Raw genomic sequence first — 22,824 nt, 5'->3', positions numbered from 1 at the left:
CACCGAGGATCTTGGTCATGAACACGACGCTCAAGCTCCACGAGGAGTCCCCGCCGCCCGGCGAGGAAGACAGCATCCGCCAGATCACCGAGATCATGAGGCGCAATTACGAGCAAGCTTACCCCGCGGGCGCCTCGCCCGCGCTCCGCGGGGTGCACCCGAAGTCGCACGGCTGCGTGAGGGCCCACTTCGTCGTCGACGAGGGCTTGCCCCGCGAGCTCCGGCACGGCGTCTTCCGGGAGCCGCGCGTCTACCCGGCGTGGGTCCGGTTCTCGTCGACCTCCTCGCGCGTCCAGTCGGACATGAAGCGCGACTCCCGCTGCATGGCGATCAAGCTGCTCGGCGTCGAGGGGGAGAAGATCCTCGACGGCGAGAAGGACGCGACGACGCAGGATTTCCTGATGGGGAACACGGACGTGTTCTTCTCGCGGAACGTCGCGGACTACGTCGAGCTCATGTCTGCCATGAGCGCGGGCAAGCCCCTCTCGTATTTCTGCTCGCTCCGCCCGCCCCGCCTCCGGCTGCGCGAGCTCATGAACTACCTCTCCGTCGTGCTCAAGCCGGTGAAGAACCCCCTGCACGCCCGGTATTTCAGCCAGACGCCGTTCCGGCTCGGCGCGCGGGCGATGAAGTTCTGCGTGGTCCCCCGGCCCTGCGGCGCGCCCGGCGTCGGGGTCGAGCCGGGCGACGACGCGCTCAAGCAGGCGGTGGCGCGGCAGCTCGAGGGGGGAGACTGGATGTTCGACTTCCTCGTGCAGCTCCAGGCCCACCCGACGAAGACGCCCATCGAGGATCCGACGATCCGCTGGAGCGAGGATCTGTCACCGTTCACCAAGGTCGCGACGATGGTCATCCCGGCGCAGCGCCTCGACCTCCCGGGACAGGCGGAGTTCGAGGAGAACCTCTCGTTCACGCCCTGGCACGCCCTGCCGGCGCACCGGCCGCTCGGCGGGCTGAACCGCGCCCGGCGCGCGGTCTACGAGGCGATATCGAAGCTCCGCCACGAGAGGAACGGGGCTCGCCGCGAGGAGCCGGCGGCGCCGCGCGCCGGGCGCGCGCGCGCGCCGTCGAGCGCAGGGCCGGCGCGGCTCGGACTCGGGTGAGGTCATCGCCATGCTGCCAAGGAACGACATCATCCATGCTCATGCCGACGTGAACGGCGTCCGCCTCCATTACGCGTCCAGGGGCGCGGGCAAGCTCATCCTGTTCATCCACGGCTTCCCCGAGCTCTGGTACGCCTGGAAGCGGCAGCTCTTCGATTTCGGCCGCCACCACCGCGCGGTGGCCCTGGACCAGCGCGGCTACAACCTGTCGTCGAAGCCGTCGGCCGTGGACGCCTACGGCGTCGACCTCCTGGCCGCGGACATCGCGGCGCTGATCGAGCACCTCGGCGAGGAGAAGGCCGTGCTCGTCGGCCACGACGTGGGCGCGGTCGTGGCCTGGGCCGTGGCGCTCCGCCACCCGGAGCGCGTCGAGAGGCTCGTCGCCATCAACATGTCTCACCCGGCGTGCTTCGACCGCGCGCTGCGGGAGGACCCAGCGCAGCAGGCCGCGAGCCAGTACATGCACCTCTTCCGGAGCCGGTCCGCGGAGGAGCACCTCTCCCGGAACGAGTACGGCTTTCTGCGGGAGATCTTCCTCGAGCCAGGGCTGTCGCAGGGATATTTCAGCGAAGCGGACGTCCGTGTCTACCTGGAGGCGTTCGCGCAGCCGGGCGCGATGACGGGCGGGCTCAACATCTACCGCGCGGCGCGGATCGGGCCTCCAGGCCCGGGCCAGCCCGTCGGGGGGAGCAACCTCACCCGAGGTCTCCACTCGCTCACCGTCTCCGTGCCTGTCCTCGTGATCTGGGGCGAGCGCGATCCGTACCTCTTGCCCGCGAGCAACCTCGCCGGGATCGAGCTTTACGTCCCCGATCTGAGGGTGATGCGCGTGCCCGAGGCGACCCACTGGATCGTCCACGAGGAGCCCGAGATCGTCAACGCGGCGATCCGCGGCTTCCTCGCGCGCTAGCCGAGAGCCGCGCCGTCGTGATCACGACCAATCTTGCCTCCAAGCGCTGGGGCACCGTTTTTGGAGATGCGGGCGACGCGACGATCAGCCCACGTAAGCTTGCGATGGGCTGGTGCCCGGTCTCTCGCGCTCTTCTCCGAGCGGCGGCATGCCGTCGACACCGGCCGCCGCGCCGTCCCCGCGGCTGTCGCCGGGTGCCTGGGTGGCGCGGTCGCTCGAGCGCTCTCTCCCTGGCCACAGCTGCGTCTCCACGCACGTCGACAGCTCTCGTGCCAGGCTCGCAGGATCATCCAGGACGAGCGAGTGCGTGCCGTCGAGGTGGCTCATGACAAAGTCTCCTGTCGTCACCTGACGCCACGCCTCGATGGATGACGCATCTGGGATAAGCTCGTCCCTCGTCGCTGCCACGGCGAGGACAGGGACGTCCAGCAGCTTCTCCTCGGCCCACCGATAGCTCATTCCAAGCCGCGCATCCGCACGGAACGAGGGGAGGAGCGCCGCACGAAGCTCGCCGTCGTCCAGGGCTGTCTCCGGCCATGCCCCGACCGCGACCATTCTCTTCACGACGGTGTCGTCGTCCTCCTCGATCCCCAGTTGCATCGTGCGCTGTCGTGCGTCGGACGGCGGGGTCATGCAGGCGACGGCGAGGCCGAGCGGCGCACGATGCACGCCACGAGACAAGGCGCCGCACAGCACCGCGTAAGCTGTCCAGGTCCCGAAGCTGTAGCCGAAGAACAGCGTGGGCAAGTCGAGTCGCCCGCGCAGCGCGTCGCACACCTCGCTGACGAAAACGCTCATGTCCGTGACCGGCGTCTCTGCGAGCCGATCACCCCGAGCCGGGGCCTGGATCGCCACGAGCTCCACGTCGTCGGCCACATGCTGGGCGAGGGGTAAGAACAGAGAGGCTGCCCCTCCAGCGCCCGGGAAACAGACGATCCGGACGGCGGGGACGCGCGGCGACCTGAGGATGCGAAGCCACTTGCCGGCGACCTTGTCATTCCGCGGGAGCGAGCGCTCCCCGGCCGAAGGGAGCATGTCGAGGAGGAAAGCACCGATGGACCTGGAGTCTGGATGTGTGAAGGCCACGGTGACGGGGAGCGTGGCGCCGATCAGGCTGGAGAGCCGGTTTCGAAGCTCCACCGCCATCAAGGAGTCCATTCCGAGCTCCAGCAGGGGCTGGTCGGCCCGGATGGTAGCCGCTCTCTGCAACCCGAGCACCGCGGCGACCTCGGCTTGAACCAGAGCGACGAGCGACTTCAACCGCTCCTGCTCAGGCAGCGCCACGAGACGCTCGCGAATCGCCGAGGTGCCCTGTGATGCCGGGGAGACCCGGCGCAGGCCCGGGCGCAGCAAGGCCAGGAACAGCGGAGGCAGCGCGCCGCCGGTGTCGAGCTTGCGCTGCAGCGTCGCCAGATCGAAGCGCACCGGGGCCAGGCTCGCCTCGGCGCGCAGGAGCGCGGCATCCAGCAGCGAAAGGCCCTCCTCAATCGACATCGGCACAAGCCCTGCGCGCCGGATGCGTGACAGCTCTGCCTCGCCCAGGTGCGCTGTCATGCCCACACCCGCTTGCGCCCAGAAGCCCCACGCCAGGCTCGTCGCCGCGAGCCCGCAGCCGCGGCGGTGCGCCGCGAGCGCGTCGAGGAAGCTGTTGGCCGCCGCGTAGTTGCTCTGGCCCGACGTCCCGAGCGTCCCGGACATCGAGGAGAACAACACGAACGCCGACAGATCGAGCTCCCGCGTCAGCTCGTGCAGGTGCAGCGCCCCGTCCACCTTCGGCGCGAACACCCGTGAAATGCGCTCCGGCGTCTGCGACGACAGGATGCCGTCGTCGAGCACGCCGGCCAGGTGCAGCACCGCGGTCAGCGGGTGCGCGGCCTCGATGCCGGCCAGCACCTGCGCGACCTCCTCTCGTTTCGACACGTCACACGCCGCCACCGTCACGGTCTCGGCGCCGAGCTTCTCCAGCGATTGCACGAGCTCCCGGGCCCCGGGCGCCTCCAGCCCACGGCGCGACGTCAGCACAAGGTGCCGCACTCCGTGCGCGCGCACCAGATGCTCCGCAACGGCCTGACCCAGCTCGCCTGTTCCCCCGGTCACCAGGACCGTGCCCGTCGGGTCCAGCCCGCGAACCGGCGTAAGCGTCTCCGCTGCCGCGGGCACGCGCACCAGGCGCGCCGCCAGCGCAGCGCCGCCGCGCAGCGCAAGCTCCGGCTCCGTCGCCGTCGCCAGCGCGCGCGCCAGCAGCTCGCCGTCCACAGGCTCGGTCCCGACGTCGATCAGGCGCAGCCGGCGCTCGGGGTGCTCGCTTCGCGCCGTGCGAACAAGCCCCCACAGCGGTGCGTGTGCCAGGTCCTGGACACCGTCGCCCGGAGCGGCGCTGACCGCACCTCGCGTCACCCACACCAGCTCCACCCCCTCGAGCCGGGGCTCCGACAGCCACGCTTGCAGCAACGACAGCGCCTCCTGCGTCGCCTCGTGCGACGCCGCCGGCACGCCCGGCTGGCTGGTAGCGGCAGCAGTGACATCGACCACCACCCGCACAGGCGCGCTCGCGCCCTGCTCGAGACGTGCAAGCAGTACATCGAGGCTCGCCACCGCCTCCGCCTCCAGGATCTCGGCCAGTTGCCCTTGCCCCTCCGCTACCATGACAAGCGTTGGCGGGGCCGGCTCCGACGAGCCGGCCACGAGGCGCACAGGGCGGAAGTCCACCCGATACAGATGCTGCGCCTCGGTACGGATCGCCGCCCTCAGCTGCTCGGCTGTCGCCCAGCGCAGCTGCAGCTCGCCGACGCTCGCCGCGGGCTGGCCGATCGCATCTGCGACGGACAACGAAGCCGTGATCTGCCTGGAGTCCGCGGTCTCCTGGAGCTCCATCCGGACCCGGAGCTCGCTCGCCCCCATGGCGTGCAACACCACGTCCGACCAGGCGAACGGCAGGAGCACCGCGTTCGCTCCTGGCCTCTCGGAGAGGGCCGCAACCATCGTGTGCAGCGCGGCGTCCATCAGCGCCGGATGCACCCCGTAGTCCTCGGCGCTGTCCCCCGCGGCCTTGGGCAACACCACGCGGCCGAACAACGTCGTGCCTCGACGCCACAGCTCCACGAGCCCCTGGAAGGCCGGGCCGTAGTGGAGTCCACGCTCACGCAGCCGCTCGTAGAACCCGGAGAGATCCACCTCCTCCGCGCCGGGCACTGGCCACGTCGCGAGCTCATCGAGCTCACCAGGGATGCCGCGGGGCTCGTCCGTCAACACCCCCGTCGCGTGCTGCACCCACGGGGCGTCTTCTGGCCCCTGCTCCAGCTGGCTGTACAGCCCAAACTCACGCCGACCCGCCGCGTCCGGCGCGCCCACCGACAGCTGCAGTCGCACGGCCACGTCCTCGGCGAGCACCAGCGGCTCGGCCAAGACCATCTCCGACAGCGCCCCGCTGCCCACCGTGCGCCCAGCCGCCAGCGCAAGCTCCAGCATCCCCGCGCCGGGGAACACCACGTTACCAAACACCTCATGGTCGCGGAGCCACGCATGCTCGCCCAGCGACAGCCGGCCAGTGAACAGATGGCCATCGCCCTCAGCCAGCTTCGTTGCCGCTCCCAGCAGCGGATGGGCGGCCGCCTTGAGCCCCGCCGAGCTCACGTCGCTACGCGCCTTCGAAATATCCAGCCAGTAGCGCTGCCGCTGGAATGCGTACGTCGGCAGCTCCACGACACGACCGCCGTGGCCCGACAGCACCCGGGCCCAGTCCACCTCGTGCCCCTGCACGTGCAGCTGCCCCAGCGTCCTGTACAGCTGCGACAACCCACCTTCGTCGCGCTGCAAGCTCCCCACCACCACCCCCTGCGCCTCCGCGCACGCCGTCGTCAGCGGCATCGCCAGCACCGGGTGCGCGCTCACCTCCACGAACACACCGTGCCCGTCCTCCAGCAGCTTCGACAGCGCTCGGTCCAGGCGCACCGTCCGCCGAAGGTTGCGGCACCAGTACTCGCCGTCCAGCGCCTCGCCCCGCGACACCTCTCCTGTCACCGTCGAGTAAAACGGCAGCTGCGTCGCCTTCGGCCTGAGCGACGACAGCTTCGCTCCTAGCTCGGGCAGCAGCGCATCCATGTGCGCGCTGTGCGACGCGTAGTCGACGTTCACCTTCCGGCAGAACACACCTTCTGCCGTCAGCTCCACCATCAGCCCGTCCACCGCCTCCACGTCACCCGACACCACCGTCGAGCTCGACGTGTTCACCGCCGCTATCGCAAGCGCCTCCCCGTACGGCGCGATGCGCTCCTGCACCTCCGATACCGGCCGCTCGACCAGCATCATCGCCCCCATCCCCGACCGCTGACGCACCGCCTGGCTGCGCAGCGCCACTACCCGCGCTCCCTCCGCAAGCGACAGCGCCCCGCACACCACCGCCGCCGACACCTCGCCCTGGCTGTGGCCCACCACCGCCGCAGGCTCCAGCCCCAGCGACCGCCACGCCGCGGCCAGACCCACGCACATCGCGAACAGCGCGGGCTGCACCACGTCCACCCGCTCCAGCGACGGCTGCTCCTCACCTGCCTCACCCGCCTCGCCGCGCAGCACCGACAGCACAGACCAGCCCGTCCACGGCCGCAGCGCCTCATCGCACGCCTGCACCGCCTCCGCGAACGCTGCGCTCTGCTCCAGCAGCGCTCGGCCCATCCCCGGCCACTGGCTCCCTTGGCCGGGGAACACGAACACCACCTTGCCTCGCGCACGCGCCGTGCCCACGGACACCGCCCGGTGGCCGCGACCCTCTGACAGCGCCCGCAGCACCTCCACCGCCTCGGACACGCTCGCCGCAAGCATCGATGCGCGTGAGGCGAAGTGCGTCCGGTGCAGCGCCGCCGTCCTCACCACGTCCGACCACCCCACCTCCCCGTGCTCTTCCAGCCACTTCGCCCAGCGCTCCGCCTGCGCCGCCACCGAGGCCTCGTCTCGCCCCGACAGCAACAGCGGCAATAGCGCAGGCGCCGCCTCGGCCTCGACAGGCTCGCGCCGCGCCTTGGCCGGCGCTTCTTCAAGGATGATATGCGCGTTCGTCCCGCTGATCCCGAACGACGACACGCCGGCACGACGGACCCGGCCGTTGCGCCGCCACGGACGCGCCTCTTGCAGCAATGACAGCCCGCTCCCCTCCCATGCGATGTGCGGGCTCGGCTGCTCCGCATGCAGCGTCTTCGGCAGCACCTCGCGCTGCAGCGCCAGCACCATCTTGATCACGCCCGCCACGCCCGCGGCAGGTCCCGTGTGCCCCAGGTTCGACTTCGACGACCCCAGGTACAGCGGACGCTCGGGGCTACGCTCCGGTCCAAACACCTCCGCCAGCGCTCCGGCCTCGATCGGGTCTCCAAGGCTCGTGCCTGTCCCGTGCGCCTCCATCGCGTCGATGTCCTCGGGCGACAGCCGGCACGACGACAGCGCCTGCCGGATCACCCGCTGCTGGGCAGGGCCGTTCGGCGCCGTCAGACCCTGGCTGCGACCGTCCTGGTTCACCGCAGAGCCACGGATCACCCCCAGCACACGGTCGCCGTCGCGCTGCGCGTCAGACAGCCGCTTCAGCAACAGCATCCCACAACCCTCGGCCCAGCCCGCGCCGTCCGCCTGCGCCGAGAAGCTCTTGCACCGACCGTCTCGGGCCATCCCCTTGAGGCGGCTGAACTCCACGAACAGCGCGGGGGTGCTCATCACCGTCACCCCGCCGGCCAGCGCCAGGTCGCATTCGCCCTGGCGCAGCGCCGTGCACGCCAGGTGCAGCGACACCAGCGACGACGAGCACGCCGTGTCCACCGTGATCGCTGGGCCCTGAAGCCCCAGCACGTAAGCCACCCGGCCAGAGATCACGGAGCCAAGATTCCCCGTCATCTGGTACCCGTCCAGAGCATCCAGGGCGCTCCCGATCTGGCTGCCGTAGTCCGAGCCGGCCGAGCCCAGGTATACACCGGTGGCGCTCCCGCTCAGCGCCGAGGGGCGCACGCCGGCCCGCTCCAGCGCCTCCCACGCCGTCTCCAGCACCAGCCGCTGCTGGGGATCCATCGCCTGCGCCTCGCGCGGCGAGATCCCGAAAAAGCCCGCGTCGAAGAGGTCGACGCCGTGAACGAAGCCCCCCTCGCGCGCATAGCTCTTGCCCACGGCGTCCGGATCAGGAGCGTAGATACTTAGGGCGTCCCAGCGTGCAGGGAAGCGCTCGATCGCGTCCTTCCCTTCCGCCAGGAGACGCCAGTAGTCTTCCGGCGTCGCCACGCCCCCTGGCAGTCGGCACGCCATCGACACGATCGCGATGGGCTCGTCCTCCTGCCCGCGACGACGCCCCCGCGGGCGGTCCCCCGCGCTCTTCAGTTCCGAGAACGCCTGCTTCAGCAGCAGCTCCGCGACGGCCCGCGGCGTCGGGTAGTCAAAGACCAGCGTCGCCGGCAATGGCGTCTCGGTCCTGGCGGTGAGGCGGTTGCGCAGCGCCACCGCCATCAGCGAGTCGAGCCCCAGCTCCTTGAGCACCTGATCTGCTGCCACAGCCTCGCTGCGCGGCAGCCCCATCACGGTCGCGACCTCGGCCTGAACCAGCGCGACGAGCGCATTCAGGCGCTCCGACTCCGGCAGCCTCGCGAGACGCTCACGGAGCGCCGAGGCTTCCTGGGCTCCAAACGCAGCCTTGCGCAGGCCCGGACGCAGCAGCGCCCGGAGCAGCGCAGGCAGCTCGCCGCTGGCCTCGACTCCTCTCTGTAGCCTGGCGAGATCCAGGTACGCCGGAACCAGGCTCGCTTCAGGCCGCGAGAGCGTCGCGTCCAGAAGCGACAACCCCGCGCTGAAGGACATCGACATCAGACCAGGTTGTTTCGTGGCTCCCGGCTCGGCGGTGCTCGGTCGGGCGGTCCCCGTCGGCTCCGGCATCCACGACCCCCACGCCAGGCTCGTCGCCGCGAGCCCGCGGCTGCGGCGGTGCGCCGCGAGCGCGTCGAGGAAGCTGTTGGCCGCCGCGTAGTTGCTCTGGCCCGACGTCCCGAGCGTCCCGGCCGCCGACGAGAACAGCACGAACGCCGAGAGGTCGAGCTCCCGCGTCAGCTCGTGCAGGTGCAGCGCCCCGTCCACCTTCGGCGCGAACACCCGTGAAATGCGCTCCGGCGTCTGCGACGACAGGACGCCGTCGTCGAGCACGCCGGCCAGGTGCAGCACCGCGGTCAGCGGGTGCGCGGCCGCGATGCCGGCCAGCACCCGCGCGACCTCCTCCCGCTTCGACACGTCACACGCCGCCACCGTCACGGTCTCGGCGCCGAGCTTCTCCAGTGATTGCACGAGCTCCCGGGCCCCGGGCGCCTCCAGCCCACGGCGCGACGTCAGCACAAGGTGCCGCACTCCGTGCGCGCGCACCAGATGCTCCGCAACGGCCTGACCCAGCTCGCCTGTTCCCCCGGTCACCAGGACCGTGCCTGCCGGGTCCAGCCCGCGAGTTCGGGTGACCTCCTCCACCGCCTGCACGCGTACCAGGCGCGCGGCCAGCGCAGCGCCGCCGCGCAGCGCAAGCTCGGGCTCCGTCGCCGTCGCCAGCGCGCGCGCCAGCAGCCCGCCATCCACAGGCTCGGTCCCGACGTCGATCAGGCGCAGTTGGCGCTCGGGGTGCTCGCTTCGCGCCGTGCGAACAAGCCCCCACAGCGGCGCGTGCGCCAGGTCCTGGACACCGTCGCCCGGAGCGGCGCTGACCGCATCCCGCGTCACCCACGCCAGCTCCACCCCCTCGAGCCGGGGCTCCGACAGCCACGCTTGCAGCAGCGACAGCGCCTCTTGCGCCGCCTCGTGCGACGCCGCTACTGGCGATCGACCGGCATTTGCAGCAGTGGCATCGACCAGCACCCGCACAGGCGCGCTCGCGCCCTGCGCGAGACGTGCAAGCAGTACATCGAGGCTCGCGACCGCTTCCGCCTCCAGGATCTCGGCCAGTTGCCCTTGCCCCTCCGAGACTATGACAAGCATTGGCGGGGCCGACTCCGACGAACCGTCCACGAGACGCACAGGGCGGAAGTCCACCCGGTACAGATGCTGCGCCTCGGCACGGGTCGCCTCCCTCAGCTGCTCGGCCGTCGCCCAGCGCAGCTTCAGCTCGCCGATGCTCACCACAAGTTGCCCCACGGAGTCAGCGACGTACAGCGAAGCCATCGCCTGCTCTGCGCCGTGATCCTGGAGATCCACATGGACCCGGAGCTCGCTCGCCCCCATGGCGTGCAACACCACGTCCGACCAAGCGAACGGCAGGAGCACCGCGTTCGCTCCTGGCCTCTCGGAGAGGGCCGCAACCATCGTGTGCAGCGCGGCGTCCATCAGCGCCGGATGCACGCCGTAGTCCTCGGCGCTGTCCCCCGCGGCCTTGGGCAACACCACGCGGCCGTAGTACGCCGCGCCTCGACGCCACAGCTCCACGAGCCCCTGGAAGGCCGGGCCGTAGTGGAGTCCACGCTCACGCAGCCGCTCGTAGAACCCGGAGAGATCCACCTCCTCCGCGCCGGGCACTGGCCACGTCGCGAGCTCATCGAGCTCACCAGGGATGCCGCGGGGCTCGTCCGTCAACACCCCCGTCGCGTGCTGCACCCACGGGGCGTCTTCTGGCCCCTGCTCCAGCTGGCTGTACAGCCCAAACTCACGCCGACCCGCCGCGTCCGGCGCGCCCACCGACAGCTGCAGTCGCACGGCCACGTCCTCGGCGAGCACCAGCGGCTCGGCCAAGACCATCTCCGACAGCGCCCCGCTGCCCACCGTGCGCCCAGCCGCCAGCGCAAGCTCCAGCATCCCCGCGCCGGGGAACACCACGTTACCAAACACCTCATGGTCGCGGAGCCACGCATGCTCGCCCAGCGACAGCCGGCCAGTGAACAGATGGCCATCGCCCTCAGCCAGCTTCGTTGCCGCTCCCAGCAGTGGATGGGCGGCCGCCTTCAGCCCCGCCGAGCCCACGTCGCTACGCGCCTTCGAGATATCCAGCCAGTAGCGCTGCCGCTGGAATGCGTACGTCGGCAGCTCCACGACACGACCGCCGTGGCCCGACAGCACCCGTGCCCAGTCCACCTCGTGCCCCTGCACGTGCAGCTGCCCCAGCGTCCTGTACAGCTGCGACAACCCACCTTCGTCGCGCTGCAGACTCCCCACCACCACCCCCTGCGCCTCCGCGCACGCCGTCGTCAGCGGCATCGCCAGCACCGGGTGCGCGCTCACCTCCACGAACACGCCGTGCCCGTCCTCCAGCAGCTTCGACAGCGCTCGGTCCAGGCGCACCGTCCGCCGAAGGTTGCGGCACCAGTACTCGCCGTCCAGCGCCTCGCCCCGCGACACCTCTCCTGTCACCGTCGAGTAAAACGGCAGCTGCGTCGCCTTCGGCCTGAGCGACGACAGCTTCGCTCCTAGCTCGGGCAGCAGCGCATCCATGTGCGCGCTGTGCGACGCGTAGTCGACGTTCACCTTCCGGCAGAACACACCTTCTGCCGTCAGCTCCACCATCAGCCCGTCCACCGCCTCCACGTCACCCGACACCACCGTCGAGCTCGACGTGTTCACCGCCGCTATCGCAAGCGCCTCCCCGTACGGCGCGATGCGCTCCTGCACCTCCGACACCGGCCGCTCGACCAGCATCATCGCCCCCATTCCCGACTGCTGACGCACCGCCTGGCTGCGCAGCGCCACTACCCGCGCTCCCTCCGCAAGCGACAGCGCCCCGCACACCACCGCCGCCGACACCTCGCCCTGGCTGTGGCCCACCACCGCCGCAGGCTCCAGCCCCAGCGACCGCCACGCCGCGGCCAGACCCACGCACATCGCGAACAGCGCGGGCTGCACCACGTCCACCCGCTCCAGCGACGGCTGCTCCTCACCTGCCTCACCCGCCTCGCCGCGCAGCACCGACAGCACAGACCAGCCCGTCCACGGCCGCAGCGCCTCATCGCACGCCTGCACCGCCTCCGCGAATGCCGCGCTCTGCTCCAGCAGCGCTCGGCCCATCCCCGGCCACTGGCTCCCTTGGCCGGGGAACACGAACACCACCTTGCCTCGCGCACGCGCCGTGCCCGCCGACACCGCCCGGTGGCCGCGACCCTCTGACAGCGCCCGCAGCGCCTCCACCGCCTCGGACACGCTCGCCGCCTGCACCGATGCGCGAGAGGCGAAGTGCGTCCGGTGCAGCGCCGCCGTCCTCACCACGTCCGACCACCCCACCTCCCCGTGCTCTTCCAGCCACTTCGCCCAGCGCTCCGCCTGCGCCGCCACCGAGGCCTCGTCTCGCCCCGACAGCAACAGCGGCAATAGCGCAGGCGCCGCCTCGGCCTCGACAGGCTCGCGCCGCGCCTTGGCCGGCGCTTCTTCAAGGATGATATGCGCGTTCGTCCCGCTGATCCCGAACGACGACACGCCGGCACGACGGACCCGGCCGTTGCGCCGCCACGGACGCGCCTCTTGCAGCAATGACAGCCCGCTCCCCTCCCATGCGATGTGCGGGCTCGGCTGCTCCGCATGCAGCGTCTTCGGCAGCACCTCGCGCTGCAGCGCCAGCACCATCTTGATCACGCCCGCCACACCCGCGGCCGCCTGCGCATGTCCCAGGTTCGACTTCGACGACCCCAGGTACAGCGGACGCTCCGGGCTACGCTTCGGGCCGAACACCTCCGCCAGCGCTCCGGCCTCGATCGGGTCTCCGAGGCTCGTACCCGTCCCATGCGCCTCCACCGCGTCGATGTCCTCGGGCGACAGCCGGCACGACGACAGCGCCTGCCGGATCACCCGCTGCTGGGCAGGGCCGTTCGGCGCCGTCAGACCCTGGCTGCGACCGTCCTGGTTCACCGCCGAGCCACGGATCACCCCCAGCACACGGTCGCCGTCGCGCTGCGCGTCAGACAGCCGCTTCAGCAACAGCATCCCACAACCCTCGGCCCAGCCCGCGCCGTCCGCCTGCGCCGAGAAGCTCTTGCACCGACCGTCTCGGGCCATCCCCTTGAGGCGGCTGAACTCCACGAACAGCACGGGGGTGCTCATCACCGTCACCCCGCCGGCCAGCGCCAGGTCGCATTCGCCCTGCCGCAGCGCCGTGCACGCCAGGTGCAGCGACACCAGCGACGACGAGCACGCCGTGTCCACCGTGATCGCTGGGCCCTGAAGCCCCAGCACGTAAGCCACCCGGCCTGAAAGCACGCTCGCCGCGCTCCCGGTCCCTCGGTACCCGTCCAGCGCGGCGAGGTCATTGCCGAGAAGAGCACCGTAGTCCGAGCCCATCGAGCCCAGGTACACTCCGGTGGAGCTCTCGCTCAGCGCCGAGGGGCGCACGCCGGCCCGCTCCAGCGCCTCCCACGCCGTCTCCAGCACCAGCCGCTGCTGGGGGTCCATCCCCTGCGCCTCATGAGGCGAGATCCCGAAGAAGCCCGCGTCGAAGACATCGATATCCCGCAGGAATCCACCCTCGCGCACGTAGCTCTTGCCCACGACGTCCGGATCGGGGTCGTAAACAGAGAACGACTCCCATCGGGACGGGAAGCCATCGATCGCGTCCTTCCCTTCCGCCAGGAGACGCCAGTAGTCTTCCGGCGTCGCCACGCCCCCTGGCAGCCGGCACGCCATCGACACGATCGCGATGGGCTGGGTGCGCGAGGCCTCGAGCTCTGCCATGCGCCGCTCGAGCAGAGCGATCGCCGCCATGGCGCGCTGGAGTCGGGTATCATCGGGCTTTGTCATCACTCACCACCCAAAATTGCGTCGAGCTTACTGTCGATGTCCTGCATGGTCAGCGGGAGCGGGACATCCTCTTCTTCTTGGCGGCTACCATTCTCGTGGTGGCCATCGTTCGTTCGGGGGAGCTTCGGCTCGGCGAGCTGGAGGAGCCGCTGGAGCACACCAGCTTGCTGCATCTGGCTCGCGGAGACCCGCTTGAGCACCCATTTCAACATGCCGTCCGGGTCCGCGGGAGGGCCGTCCTCCTGGGGGGAGAGGGCCGAGAGCAGGCGGCTGTCCAGCAGCCTCGCGATGGCCCGCGGCGTCGGGTAGTCAAAGACCAGCGTCGCCGGCAAGGACGTCTCGGTACGGGACGTGAGGCGGTTGCGCAGCGCCACCGCCATCAGCGAGTCGAGCCCCAGGTCCTTCAGCACCTGGTCTGCCTCAACACCCTCGCTGCGCGGCAGCCCGATCACCGCGGCGACCTCGGCCCGAACCAGCTCGACGAGCGAGCTCAGGCGCTCCGCCTCCGGCAGCTCCGAGAGGCGCTCGCGGAGCGCAGACGCCTCTTTCTTCGTCGCGGAGGACGCCTTGCGCAGGCCCGGGCGCAGCAGGGACCTGAACAACGCCGGCAGCGCGCCGCTGGCCTCCAGCCCCCGCTGTAGCTGCGCAACATCGAGGTGCAAAGGCACCAGGGTCGCCTCGGAGCGCAGGAGCGCGGTGTCCAGCAACGAAAGCCCTTCTCTCACGGACATCGGTACAACCCCGCTGCGCCGCATGCGCGACAGCTCTGCCTCGCCCAGGTGCGCTGTCATGCCCACGCCCGCCTGCGCCCAGAAGCCCCACGCCAGGCTCGTCGCCGCGAGCCCGCGGCTGCGGCGGTGCGCCGCGAGCGCGTCGAGGAAGCTGTTGGCCGCCGCGTAGTTGCTCTGGCCCGACGTCCCGAGCGTCCCGGCCGCCGACGAGAACAGCACGAACGCCGAGAGGTCGAGCTCCCGCGTCAGCTCGTGCAGGTGCAGCGCCCCGTCCACCTTCGGCGCGAACACCCGTGAAATGCGCTCCGGCGTCTGCGACGACAGGACGCCGTCGTCGAGCACGCCGGCCAGGTGCAGCACCGCGGTCAGCGGGTGCGCGGCCGCGATGCCGGCCAGCACCTGCGCGACCTCCTCTCGCTTCGACACGTCACACGCCGCCACCGTCACGGTCTCGGCGCCGAGCTTCTCCAGCGATTGCACGAGCTCCCGGGCCCCGGGCGCCTCCAGCCCACGGCGCGACGTCAGCACAAGGTGCCGCACTCCGTGCGCGCGCACCAGATGCTCCGCAACGGCCTGACCCAGCTCGCCTGTTCCCCCGGTCACCAGGACCGTGCCCGTCGGGTCCAGCCCGCGAACCGGCGTAAGCGTCTCCGCTGCCGCGGGCACGCGCACCAGGCGCGCCGCCAGCGCAGCGCCGCCGCGCAGCGCAAGCTCCGGCTCCGTCGCCGTCGCCAGCGCGCGCGCCAGCAGCTCGCCGTCCACAGGCTCGGTCCCGACATCGATCAAGCGCAGGCCGCGTTCTGGGTGCTCGCTTCGCGCCGTGCGAACAAGCCCCCACAGCGGTGCGTGTGCCAGGTCCTGGACACCGTCGCCCGGACCAGCGCTGACCGCATCCCGCGTCACCCACACCAGCTCCACCCCCTCGAGCCGGGGCTCCGACAGCCACGCTTGCAGCAGCGACAGCGCCTCTCGCGCCGCCTCGTGCGACGCCGCTACTGTCGATCGATCGGCATTTGCAGCAGTGGCATCGACCAGCACCCGCACAGGCCGTCGGGCACCCTGCTCGATCAGTGCGACCAGCGAGTGGAGGCCTGCAACCACCTCCGCCCCCAGAGCCTCGGCCAGTCGTCCTCCCCCCTCCGGCGCACCGAGCACCGCCAGCGAGCCCGTCTCCGCGACCGACGCCGTGAGCTCCGCAGACTGGAAGTCCACCCGGTACAGATGCTGGACACCAGCATGGATGGCTGTCCGCATCTGCTCGGCCGTCGCCCGGCGCAGATGCAAGGCGCCGACGCTCGCCACCAGCTGACCGGTCGGGTCAGCGACGTGCAGCGAAGTGACCTCCTTCTGTGCGCCTTGTTCCCGGAGCTCCATCCGGACACGGAGCTCGCTCGCGCCCACGGCGTACAACACCACATCCGACCAGGAGAACGGCAACAAGACGGCGCCTTGCTCTTCCATCTCCGAGAAGGCTGCGACCATCGTGTGCAGCGCGGCGTCCATCAGCGCCGGATGCACGCCGTAGTCCTCGGCGCTGTCCCCCGCGGCCTTGGGCAACGCCACCCGGCCGTAGTACGCCGCGCCTCGACGCCACAGCTCCACGAGCCCCTGGAAGGCCGGGCCGTAGTGGAGTCCACGCTCACGCAGCCGCTCGTAGAACCCGGAGAGATCCACCTCCTCCGCGCCGGGCACTGGCCACGTCGCGAGCTCATCGAGCTCACCAGGGATGCCGCGGGGCTCGTCCGTCAACACCCCCGTCGCGTGCTGCACCCACGGGGCGTCTTCTGGCCCCTGCTCCAGCTGGCTGTACAGCCCAAACTCACGCCGGCCCGCCGCGCCCGGCGCGCCCACCGACAGCTGCAGTCGCACGGCCACGTCCTCGGCGAGCACCAGCGGCTCGGCCAAGACCATCTCCGACAGCGCCCCGCTGCCCACCGCGCGCCCAGCCGCCAGCGCAAGCTCCAGCATCCCCGCGCCGGGGAACACCACGTTACCAAACACCTCATGGTCGCGGAGCCACGCATGCTCGCCCAGCGACAGCCGGCCAGTGAACAGATGGCCATCGCCCTCAGCCAGCTTCGTTGCCGCTCCCAGCAGCGGATGGGCGGCCGCCTTCAGCCCCGCCGAGCTCACGTCGCTACGTGCCTTCGAGATATCCAGCCAGTAGCGCTGCCGCTGAAACGCGTACGTCGGCAGCTCCACAGCACGACCACCATGGCCCGACAGCACCCGTGCCCAGTCCACCTCGTGCCCCTGCACGTGCAGCTGCCCCAGCGTCCTGTACAGCTGCGACAACCCACCTTCGTCGCGCTGCAAGCTCCCCACCACCACCCCCTGCGCCTCCGCGCACGCCGTCGTCAGCGGCATCGCCAGCACCGGGTGCGCGCTCACCTCCACGAACACACCGTGCCCGTCCTCCAGCAGCTTCGACAGCGCTCGGTCCAGGCGCACCGTCTGCCGAAGGTTGCGGCACCAGTACTCGCCGTCCAGCGCCTCGCCCCGCGACACCTCTCCTGTCACCGTCGAGTAAAACGGCAGCTGCGTCGCCTTCGGCCTGAGCGACGACAGCTTCGCTCCTAGCTCGGGCAGCAGCGCATCCATGTGCGCGCTGTGCGACGCGTAGTCGACGTTCACCTTCCGGCAGAACACACCTTCTGCCGTCAGCTCCACCATCAGCCCGTCCACCGCCTCCACGTCACCCGACACCACCGTCGAGCTCGACGTGTTCACCGCCGCTATCGCAAGCGCCTCCCCGTACGGCGCGATGTGCTCCTGCACCTCCGACACCGGCCGCTCGACCAGCATCATCGCCCCCATCCCCGACCGCTGCCGCACCGCCTGGCTGCGCAGCGCCACTACCCGCGCTCCCTCCGCAACCGACAGCGCCCCGCACACCACCGCCGCCGACACCTCGCCCTGGCTGTGGCCCACCACCGCCGCAGGCTCCAGCCCCAGCGACCGCCACGCCGCGGCCAGACCCACGCACATCGCGAACAGCGCGGGCTGCACCACGTCCACCCGCTCCAGCGACGGCTGCTCCTCACCTGCCTCACCCGCCTCGCCGCGCAGCACCGACAGCACAGACCAGCCCGTCCACGGCCGCAGCGCCTCATCGCACGCCTGCACCGCCTCCGCGAACGCCGCGCTCTGCTCCAGCAGCGCCCGGCCCATCCCCGGCCACTGGCTCCCTTGGCCGGGGAACACGAACACCACCTTGCCTCGCTCCCGCGCCTTGCCCACGGACACCGCCCGGTGGCCGCGACCCTCTGACAGCGCCCGCAGCACCTCCACCGCCTCGGACACGCTCGCCGCAAGCATCGACGCCCGCGACTCGAAGTGCGTCCGGTGCAGCGCCGCCGTCCTCGCCACGTCCGACCACCCCACCTCCCCGTGCTCTTCCAGCCACTTCGCCCACCGCCCCGCCTGCGCATTCACCGCGGCCTCGTCTCGACCCGACAGCACCAGCGGCAATAGCGCTGGCGCCGCCTCGGCCTCGACAGGCTCGCGCCGCGCCTCGGCCGGCGCTTCTTCGAGGATGATATGCGCGTTCGTCCCGCTGATCCCGAACGACGACACGCCGGCACGACGGACCCGGCCGTTGCGCCGCCACGGACGCGCCTCTTGCAGCAGCGACAGCCCGCTCCCCTCCCACGCGATGTGCGGGCTCGGCTGCTCCGCGTGCAGCGTCTTCGGCAGCACCTCGTGCTGCAGCGCCAGCACCATCTTGATCACGCCCGCCACACCCGCGGCCGCCTGCGCATGTCCCAGGTTCGACTTCGACGACCCCAGGTACAGCGGACGCTCGGGGCTACGCTCCGGTCCAAACACCTCCGCCAGCGCTCCGGCCTCGATCGGGTCTCCGAGGCTCGTACCCGTCCCATGCGCCTCCACCGCGTCGATGTCCTCGGGCGACAGACCACACGACGACAGCGCCTGCCGGATCACCCGCTGCTGGGCAGGGCCGTTCGGCGCCGTCAGACCCTGGCTGCGACCGTCCTGGTTCACCGCAGAGCCACGGATCACCCCCAGCACACGGTCGCCGTCGCGCCGCGCGTCAGACAGCCGCTTCAGCAACAGCATCCCGCACCCTTCGGACCAGATGACGCCGTCAGCCTGGGCAGAGAAGCTCTTGCACCGACCGTCTCGCGCAAGCCCCCGGGCACGACTGAACTCAACGAATCCCGCGGGCGTGGTCATCACCATCACCCCGCCGGTCAGCGCCAGGTCGCATTCGCCCTGGCGCAGCGCCGTGCACGCCAGGTGCAGCGACACCAGCGACGACGAGCACGCCGTGTCCACCGTGATCGCTGGGCCCTGAAGCCCCAGCACGTAAGCCACCCGGCCTGAAAGCACGCTCGCCGCGCTCCCCGTACCCTGGTACCCGTCCAACGCGGCGAGGTCACCGCCGAGAAGAGCACCGTAGTCCGAGCCCATCCAGCCCAGGTATACCCCGGTGGCGCTCTCGCTCAGCATCGAGGGCCGCACGCCGGCTCGCTCCAGCGCCTCCCACGCCGTCTCCAGCACCAGCCGCTGCTGGGGATCCATCGCCTGCGCCTCGCGCGGCGAGATCCCGAAGAAGCCTGCGTCGAAGACATCGATATCCCGCAGGAATCCACCCTCGCGCACGTAGCTCTTGCCCACCGCCTCCGGATCGGGGTCGTAAACAGAGAACGCGTCATAACGGGAGGGAAAGCGCTCGATGGCGTCCTTCCCTTCCGCCAGGAGACGCCAGTAGTCTTCCGGCGTCGCCACGCCCCCTGGCAACCGGCACGCCATCGATACGATCGCGATCGCCTCGTCTTCCTTCGTCCGGCGACGCGCCCGCGCTGCCGTCACCTGCTGCTTCGAGAAAGCCTGTCTCAGGAGCAGCTCTGCGACGGCGCGCGGCGTCGGGTAGTCGAACACCAGCGTCGCCGGGAGGGGGATCTCGGCTCGGGCGCTGAGCCGACTGCGCAGCTCCACCGCCATCAACGAATCTAGCCCTAGGTCCTTCAGCACCTGATCTACCGCAACGGCCTCGCTGCGCGGCAGCCCGAGCACCGCGGCCACCTCGGCCCGAACCAGCTCGACGAGCGAGCTCAGGCGCTCCGCCTCCGGCAGCTCCGAGAGGCGCTCGCGGAGCGCCGAGGCTTCCTTCCTCGTGGCGGATGACGCCTTGCGCAGCCCAGGGCGCAGCAGCGCGCGAAGCAGCGCGGGCAGCTCGCCGCTGGCCTCCAGCCCCCGCTGCATCTGCGCAAGATCGAGGTGCGCAGGCACCAGGCTCGCTTCGGGGCGCAGAAGCGCGGCGTCCAGCAGCGAAAGGCCCTCCTCGACCCGTATCGGCACAAGTCCGGCGCGCTGGATACGTGAGCGCTCCGCCTCGCCCAGGTGCGCTGTCATGCCAACGCCCGCTTGCGCCCAGAAGCCCCACGCCAGGCTCGTCGCCGCGCGCCCGCGGCTGCGGCGATGCGCCGCGAGCGCGTCGAGGAAGCTGTTGGCCGCCGCGTAGTTGCTCTGGCCCGCCGTCCCGAGCGTCCCGGACATCGAGGAGAACAGCACGAAGGCCGAGAGATCGAGATCCTCTGTCAGCTCGTGCAGGTGCAGCGCCCCGTTCACCTTCGGCGCCAGCACCCGCGAGAGACGCTCGAGCGTCTGCGCGGTGATGACGCCATCGTCGAGCACGCCGGCCAGGTGCAGCACCGCGGTCAGCGGATGTGCGGCCTCGATGCCGGCCAGCACGCGCGCGACCTCCTCCCGCTTCGACACGTCACACGCCGCCACCGTCACGGTCTCGGCACCGAGCTTCTCCAGCGCCTGCACGAAGCCTGGGGCCCCGGGCGCCTCCAGCCCACGGCGCGACGTCAGCACGAGGTGCCGCACCCCGTGTGCGCGCACCAGATGCTCCGCGACGGCCTGACCCAGCTCGCCTGTTCCTCCGGTCACCAGGACCGTGCCCGTCGGGTCCAGCCCGCGCGCCGGCGTGAGCCCTTCCGCTGCCGCCGGCACGCGCACCAGGCGCGCCGCCAGCGCAGCGCCGCCACGCAGCGCAAGCTCCGGCTCCGTCGCCGTCGCCAGCGCGCGCGCCAGCAGCCCGCCGTCCAGAGGCTCGGTCCCGACGTCGATCAGGCGCAGCCGGCGCTCGGGGTGCTCGCTTCGCGCCGTGCGAACAAGCCCCCACAGCGGCGCGTGCGCCAGGTCCTGAACACCGTCGCCCGGAGCGGCGCTGACCGCGTCCCGCGTCACCCACACCAGCTCCACCCCCTCGAGCCGAGGCTCCGACAGCCACGCTTGCAGCAGCGACAGCGCCTGTCCCGTCGCCTCGTGCGACGATACCACCATGTCCGAGCGCTGTGAGCTGCCAGCCGCCATGTCGACCAGCACCCGCTCAGGCAATCGGGTTCCCTGCTCGATCCGCGCGAGCAATGCATCGAGGCCTGCGATCGCCTCCACACCCAGCGCTTCGCCCAGTCGCCCTCGCCCCTCAGGCGCACGGAGCACCACCAGCGAGTCCACCTTCGAGCCCGCCTCCACGAGGCTCACGAGCTGGAAGTCCACCCGGTACAGGTGCTGCGCCTCGGCATGCGTCGCTGCCCGCAGCTGCTCGGCCGTCGCCCGGCGCAGATGCAGGGCACCGACGCTCACCACCGGCTGGCCGGCGGCATCTGTAACGCGCAGCGAGGCGGCTGCCTGTGCCGAGTCTCTGCCTCCTGCGAGCTCCAGCCTCACCCGGAGCTCGCTCGCCCCCGTGGCGTGCAACGCCACGTCCGACCACGAGAAAGGCAGCAGCACGTCGTCCGGCGCTGATACCTCCGCAAACGCTGCGACCATCGTATGCAGCGCGGCGTCCATCAGCGCCGGATGCACCCCGTAGTCCTCGGCGCTGTCGGTCGCGTCTGTGGGCAACACCACCCGGCCGAAGAAGGTCGCGTCTCGACGCGACAGCTCCACGAGCCCCTGGAAGGCCGGGCCGTAGCGGAGTCCACGCTCATGCAGCCGCTCGTAGAACCCGGAGAGGTCCACCGCCTCGGCGCCGGGCACTGGCCACGTCGTCAGCTCATCGAGCTCGCTGGAGGTGGCGAGGGTCTCGTCGGTCAACACGCCCGTCGCGTGCTGCACCCAGGGGGCATCTCCCGGTCCATGCTCCGGCTGGCTGTACAGCCCAAACGCACGCCGCCCCGCGGCGTCGGGCGCCCCGACCGAGAGCTGCAGCCGCACGGCCACGTCCTCCGCGAGCATCAGCGGCTCGGAGATCGTGAGCTCCGACAGCGCCCCGCTGCCCACCGCGCGCCCAGCCGCCAGCGCGAGGTCCAGCATCCCCGTGCCCGGGAAGACCACCTCGCCAAACACCGCATGGTCGCGAAGCCACGGCTGCTCGCCCAGCGACAGCCGGCCTGTGAACAGATGGCCGTCGCCGTCGGCCAGCTTCGTTGCCGCTCCGAGCAGCGGATGCCCCGATTCCCTCAAGCCCGCCGAGCCCACGTCGGTACGCGCCTTCGGCGCCTCCAGCCAGTAGCGCTGCCGCTGGAACGCGTACGTCGGCAGCTCCACGACACCACCGCCACGGCCCGACAGCACCTGGGCCCAGTCCACCTCGTGCCCCTGCACGTGCACTGTCGCCACCGCCGTCGCCAGCGCGCGCTCTTCCTCCTGCTCTCTCCGCAGGCTCGTCACAAACGTCGCCTCGGCTCCCTCCGGCAGGCACCCCGCCCCCAGCGCGCACAGCACGCCATCCGGCCCGCACTCGACGTATGTGCTCACCCCCGCCGCCGCAAGCGTGCGCATCCCGTCCAGGAAGCGCACCGCCTCGCGCACCTGCCTCACCCAGTACTCGGCCGACATCAGCGCTTCTTCGCCACCGAGCTCGCCCGTCACGCCGCTCACCACCGCCAGCTGCGGCCGCGCGTACGTGCACTCCCGCGCCACCTTCCCGAACTCCTCCAGCATCCCGTCCATGTGCGCGCTGTGGAACGCGTGCGACACACGCAGACGCCGCGTGCGCCGGCCCTGCGCCTCCAGCCGTCGCGCCACCGCGAGCACCGCCGCTTCGTCCCCGCTCAGCACCGTCTGCATCGGCGCGTTCAGCCCGGCGATGCTCAGTCCCCCCGGCGCCCCGACCTCCGACAGCGCCCGCTGCACCTCCGGCTCCGAGGCCTCCACCGACACCATCGCTCCCCCGGCCTCGCACCCCTGCATCAGCCGACCTCGGGCGCACACCAGCTTCGCTGCGTCCGCAAGGCTCAGCACACCCGCCACGTGCGCAGCGCTCAGCTCTCCTATCGAGTGCCCCAGCAGCGCAGCGGGCTTCAGCCCCCACGACTCCCACTGACGGTACAGCGTCACTTCCAGCGCAAACAGCCCGGGCTGCGTGTACTCCGTCCGCTCCAGCAACGCTCCT

4 protein-coding genes (1 of these 4 only partly in view) are annotated in these 22,824 nt (G+C 71.0%); 2 read left to right on the top strand and 2 right to left on the bottom strand.

Translation table 11 applies throughout. The features are described from left to right. Positions 1-17: 17 nt before the first annotated feature. Positions 18-1,103 carry a catalase family protein gene (locus NQZ70_RS09090; protein ID WP_129573867.1) on the top strand — a complete coding sequence of 362 codons (1,086 nt, stop codon included), beginning with the start codon at positions 18-20 and terminating at the stop codon, positions 1,101-1,103. 10 nt (positions 1,104-1,113) lie between these two features. After that, positions 1,114-2,013 carry an alpha/beta fold hydrolase gene (locus NQZ70_RS09085; protein ID WP_237245167.1) on the top strand — a complete coding sequence of 300 codons (900 nt, stop codon included), beginning with the start codon at positions 1,114-1,116 and terminating at the stop codon, positions 2,011-2,013. 84 nt (positions 2,014-2,097) lie between these two features. On the opposite strand, the gene NQZ70_RS09080 is transcribed toward NQZ70_RS09085, so the two are convergent. Then, positions 2,098-13,722: an SDR family NAD(P)-dependent oxidoreductase gene (locus tag NQZ70_RS09080; protein WP_408022413.1), complete on the bottom strand. Its 11,625-nt coding sequence runs from the start codon at positions 13,720-13,722 to the stop codon at positions 2,098-2,100. Next, positions 13,719-22,824, bottom strand: the final stretch of a protein-coding gene (locus tag NQZ70_RS09075) for a type I polyketide synthase (protein WP_129573865.1). It continues 11,834 nt past the right edge of the window; 9,106 of the gene's 20,940 nt are visible here — the last part of the coding sequence; its start codon lies off the right edge, out of view; it ends in the stop codon at positions 13,719-13,721. Before NQZ70_RS09075 ends, NQZ70_RS09080 begins: the two co-directional genes overlap by 4 nt.

It is taken from the genome of Sorangium sp. So ce836, from assembly GCF_028553905.1.
Lineage (GTDB): Bacteria > Myxococcota_A > Polyangia > Polyangiales > Polyangiaceae > Sorangium > Sorangium cellulosum_D.
Note: the sequence above shows the minus strand (reverse complement) of the source record. Positions and strands in the feature narration are given on the sequence as shown.

Coding starts and splice junctions, on each gene's coding strand:
- NQZ70_RS09085 (WP_237245167.1), top strand. CDS start 1,114: ATGCTGCCAAGGAACGACATCATCCATGCTCATGCCGACGTGAACGGC.
- NQZ70_RS09090 (WP_129573867.1), top strand. CDS start 18: ATGAACACGACGCTCAAGCTCCACGAGGAGTCCCCGCCGCCCGGCGAG.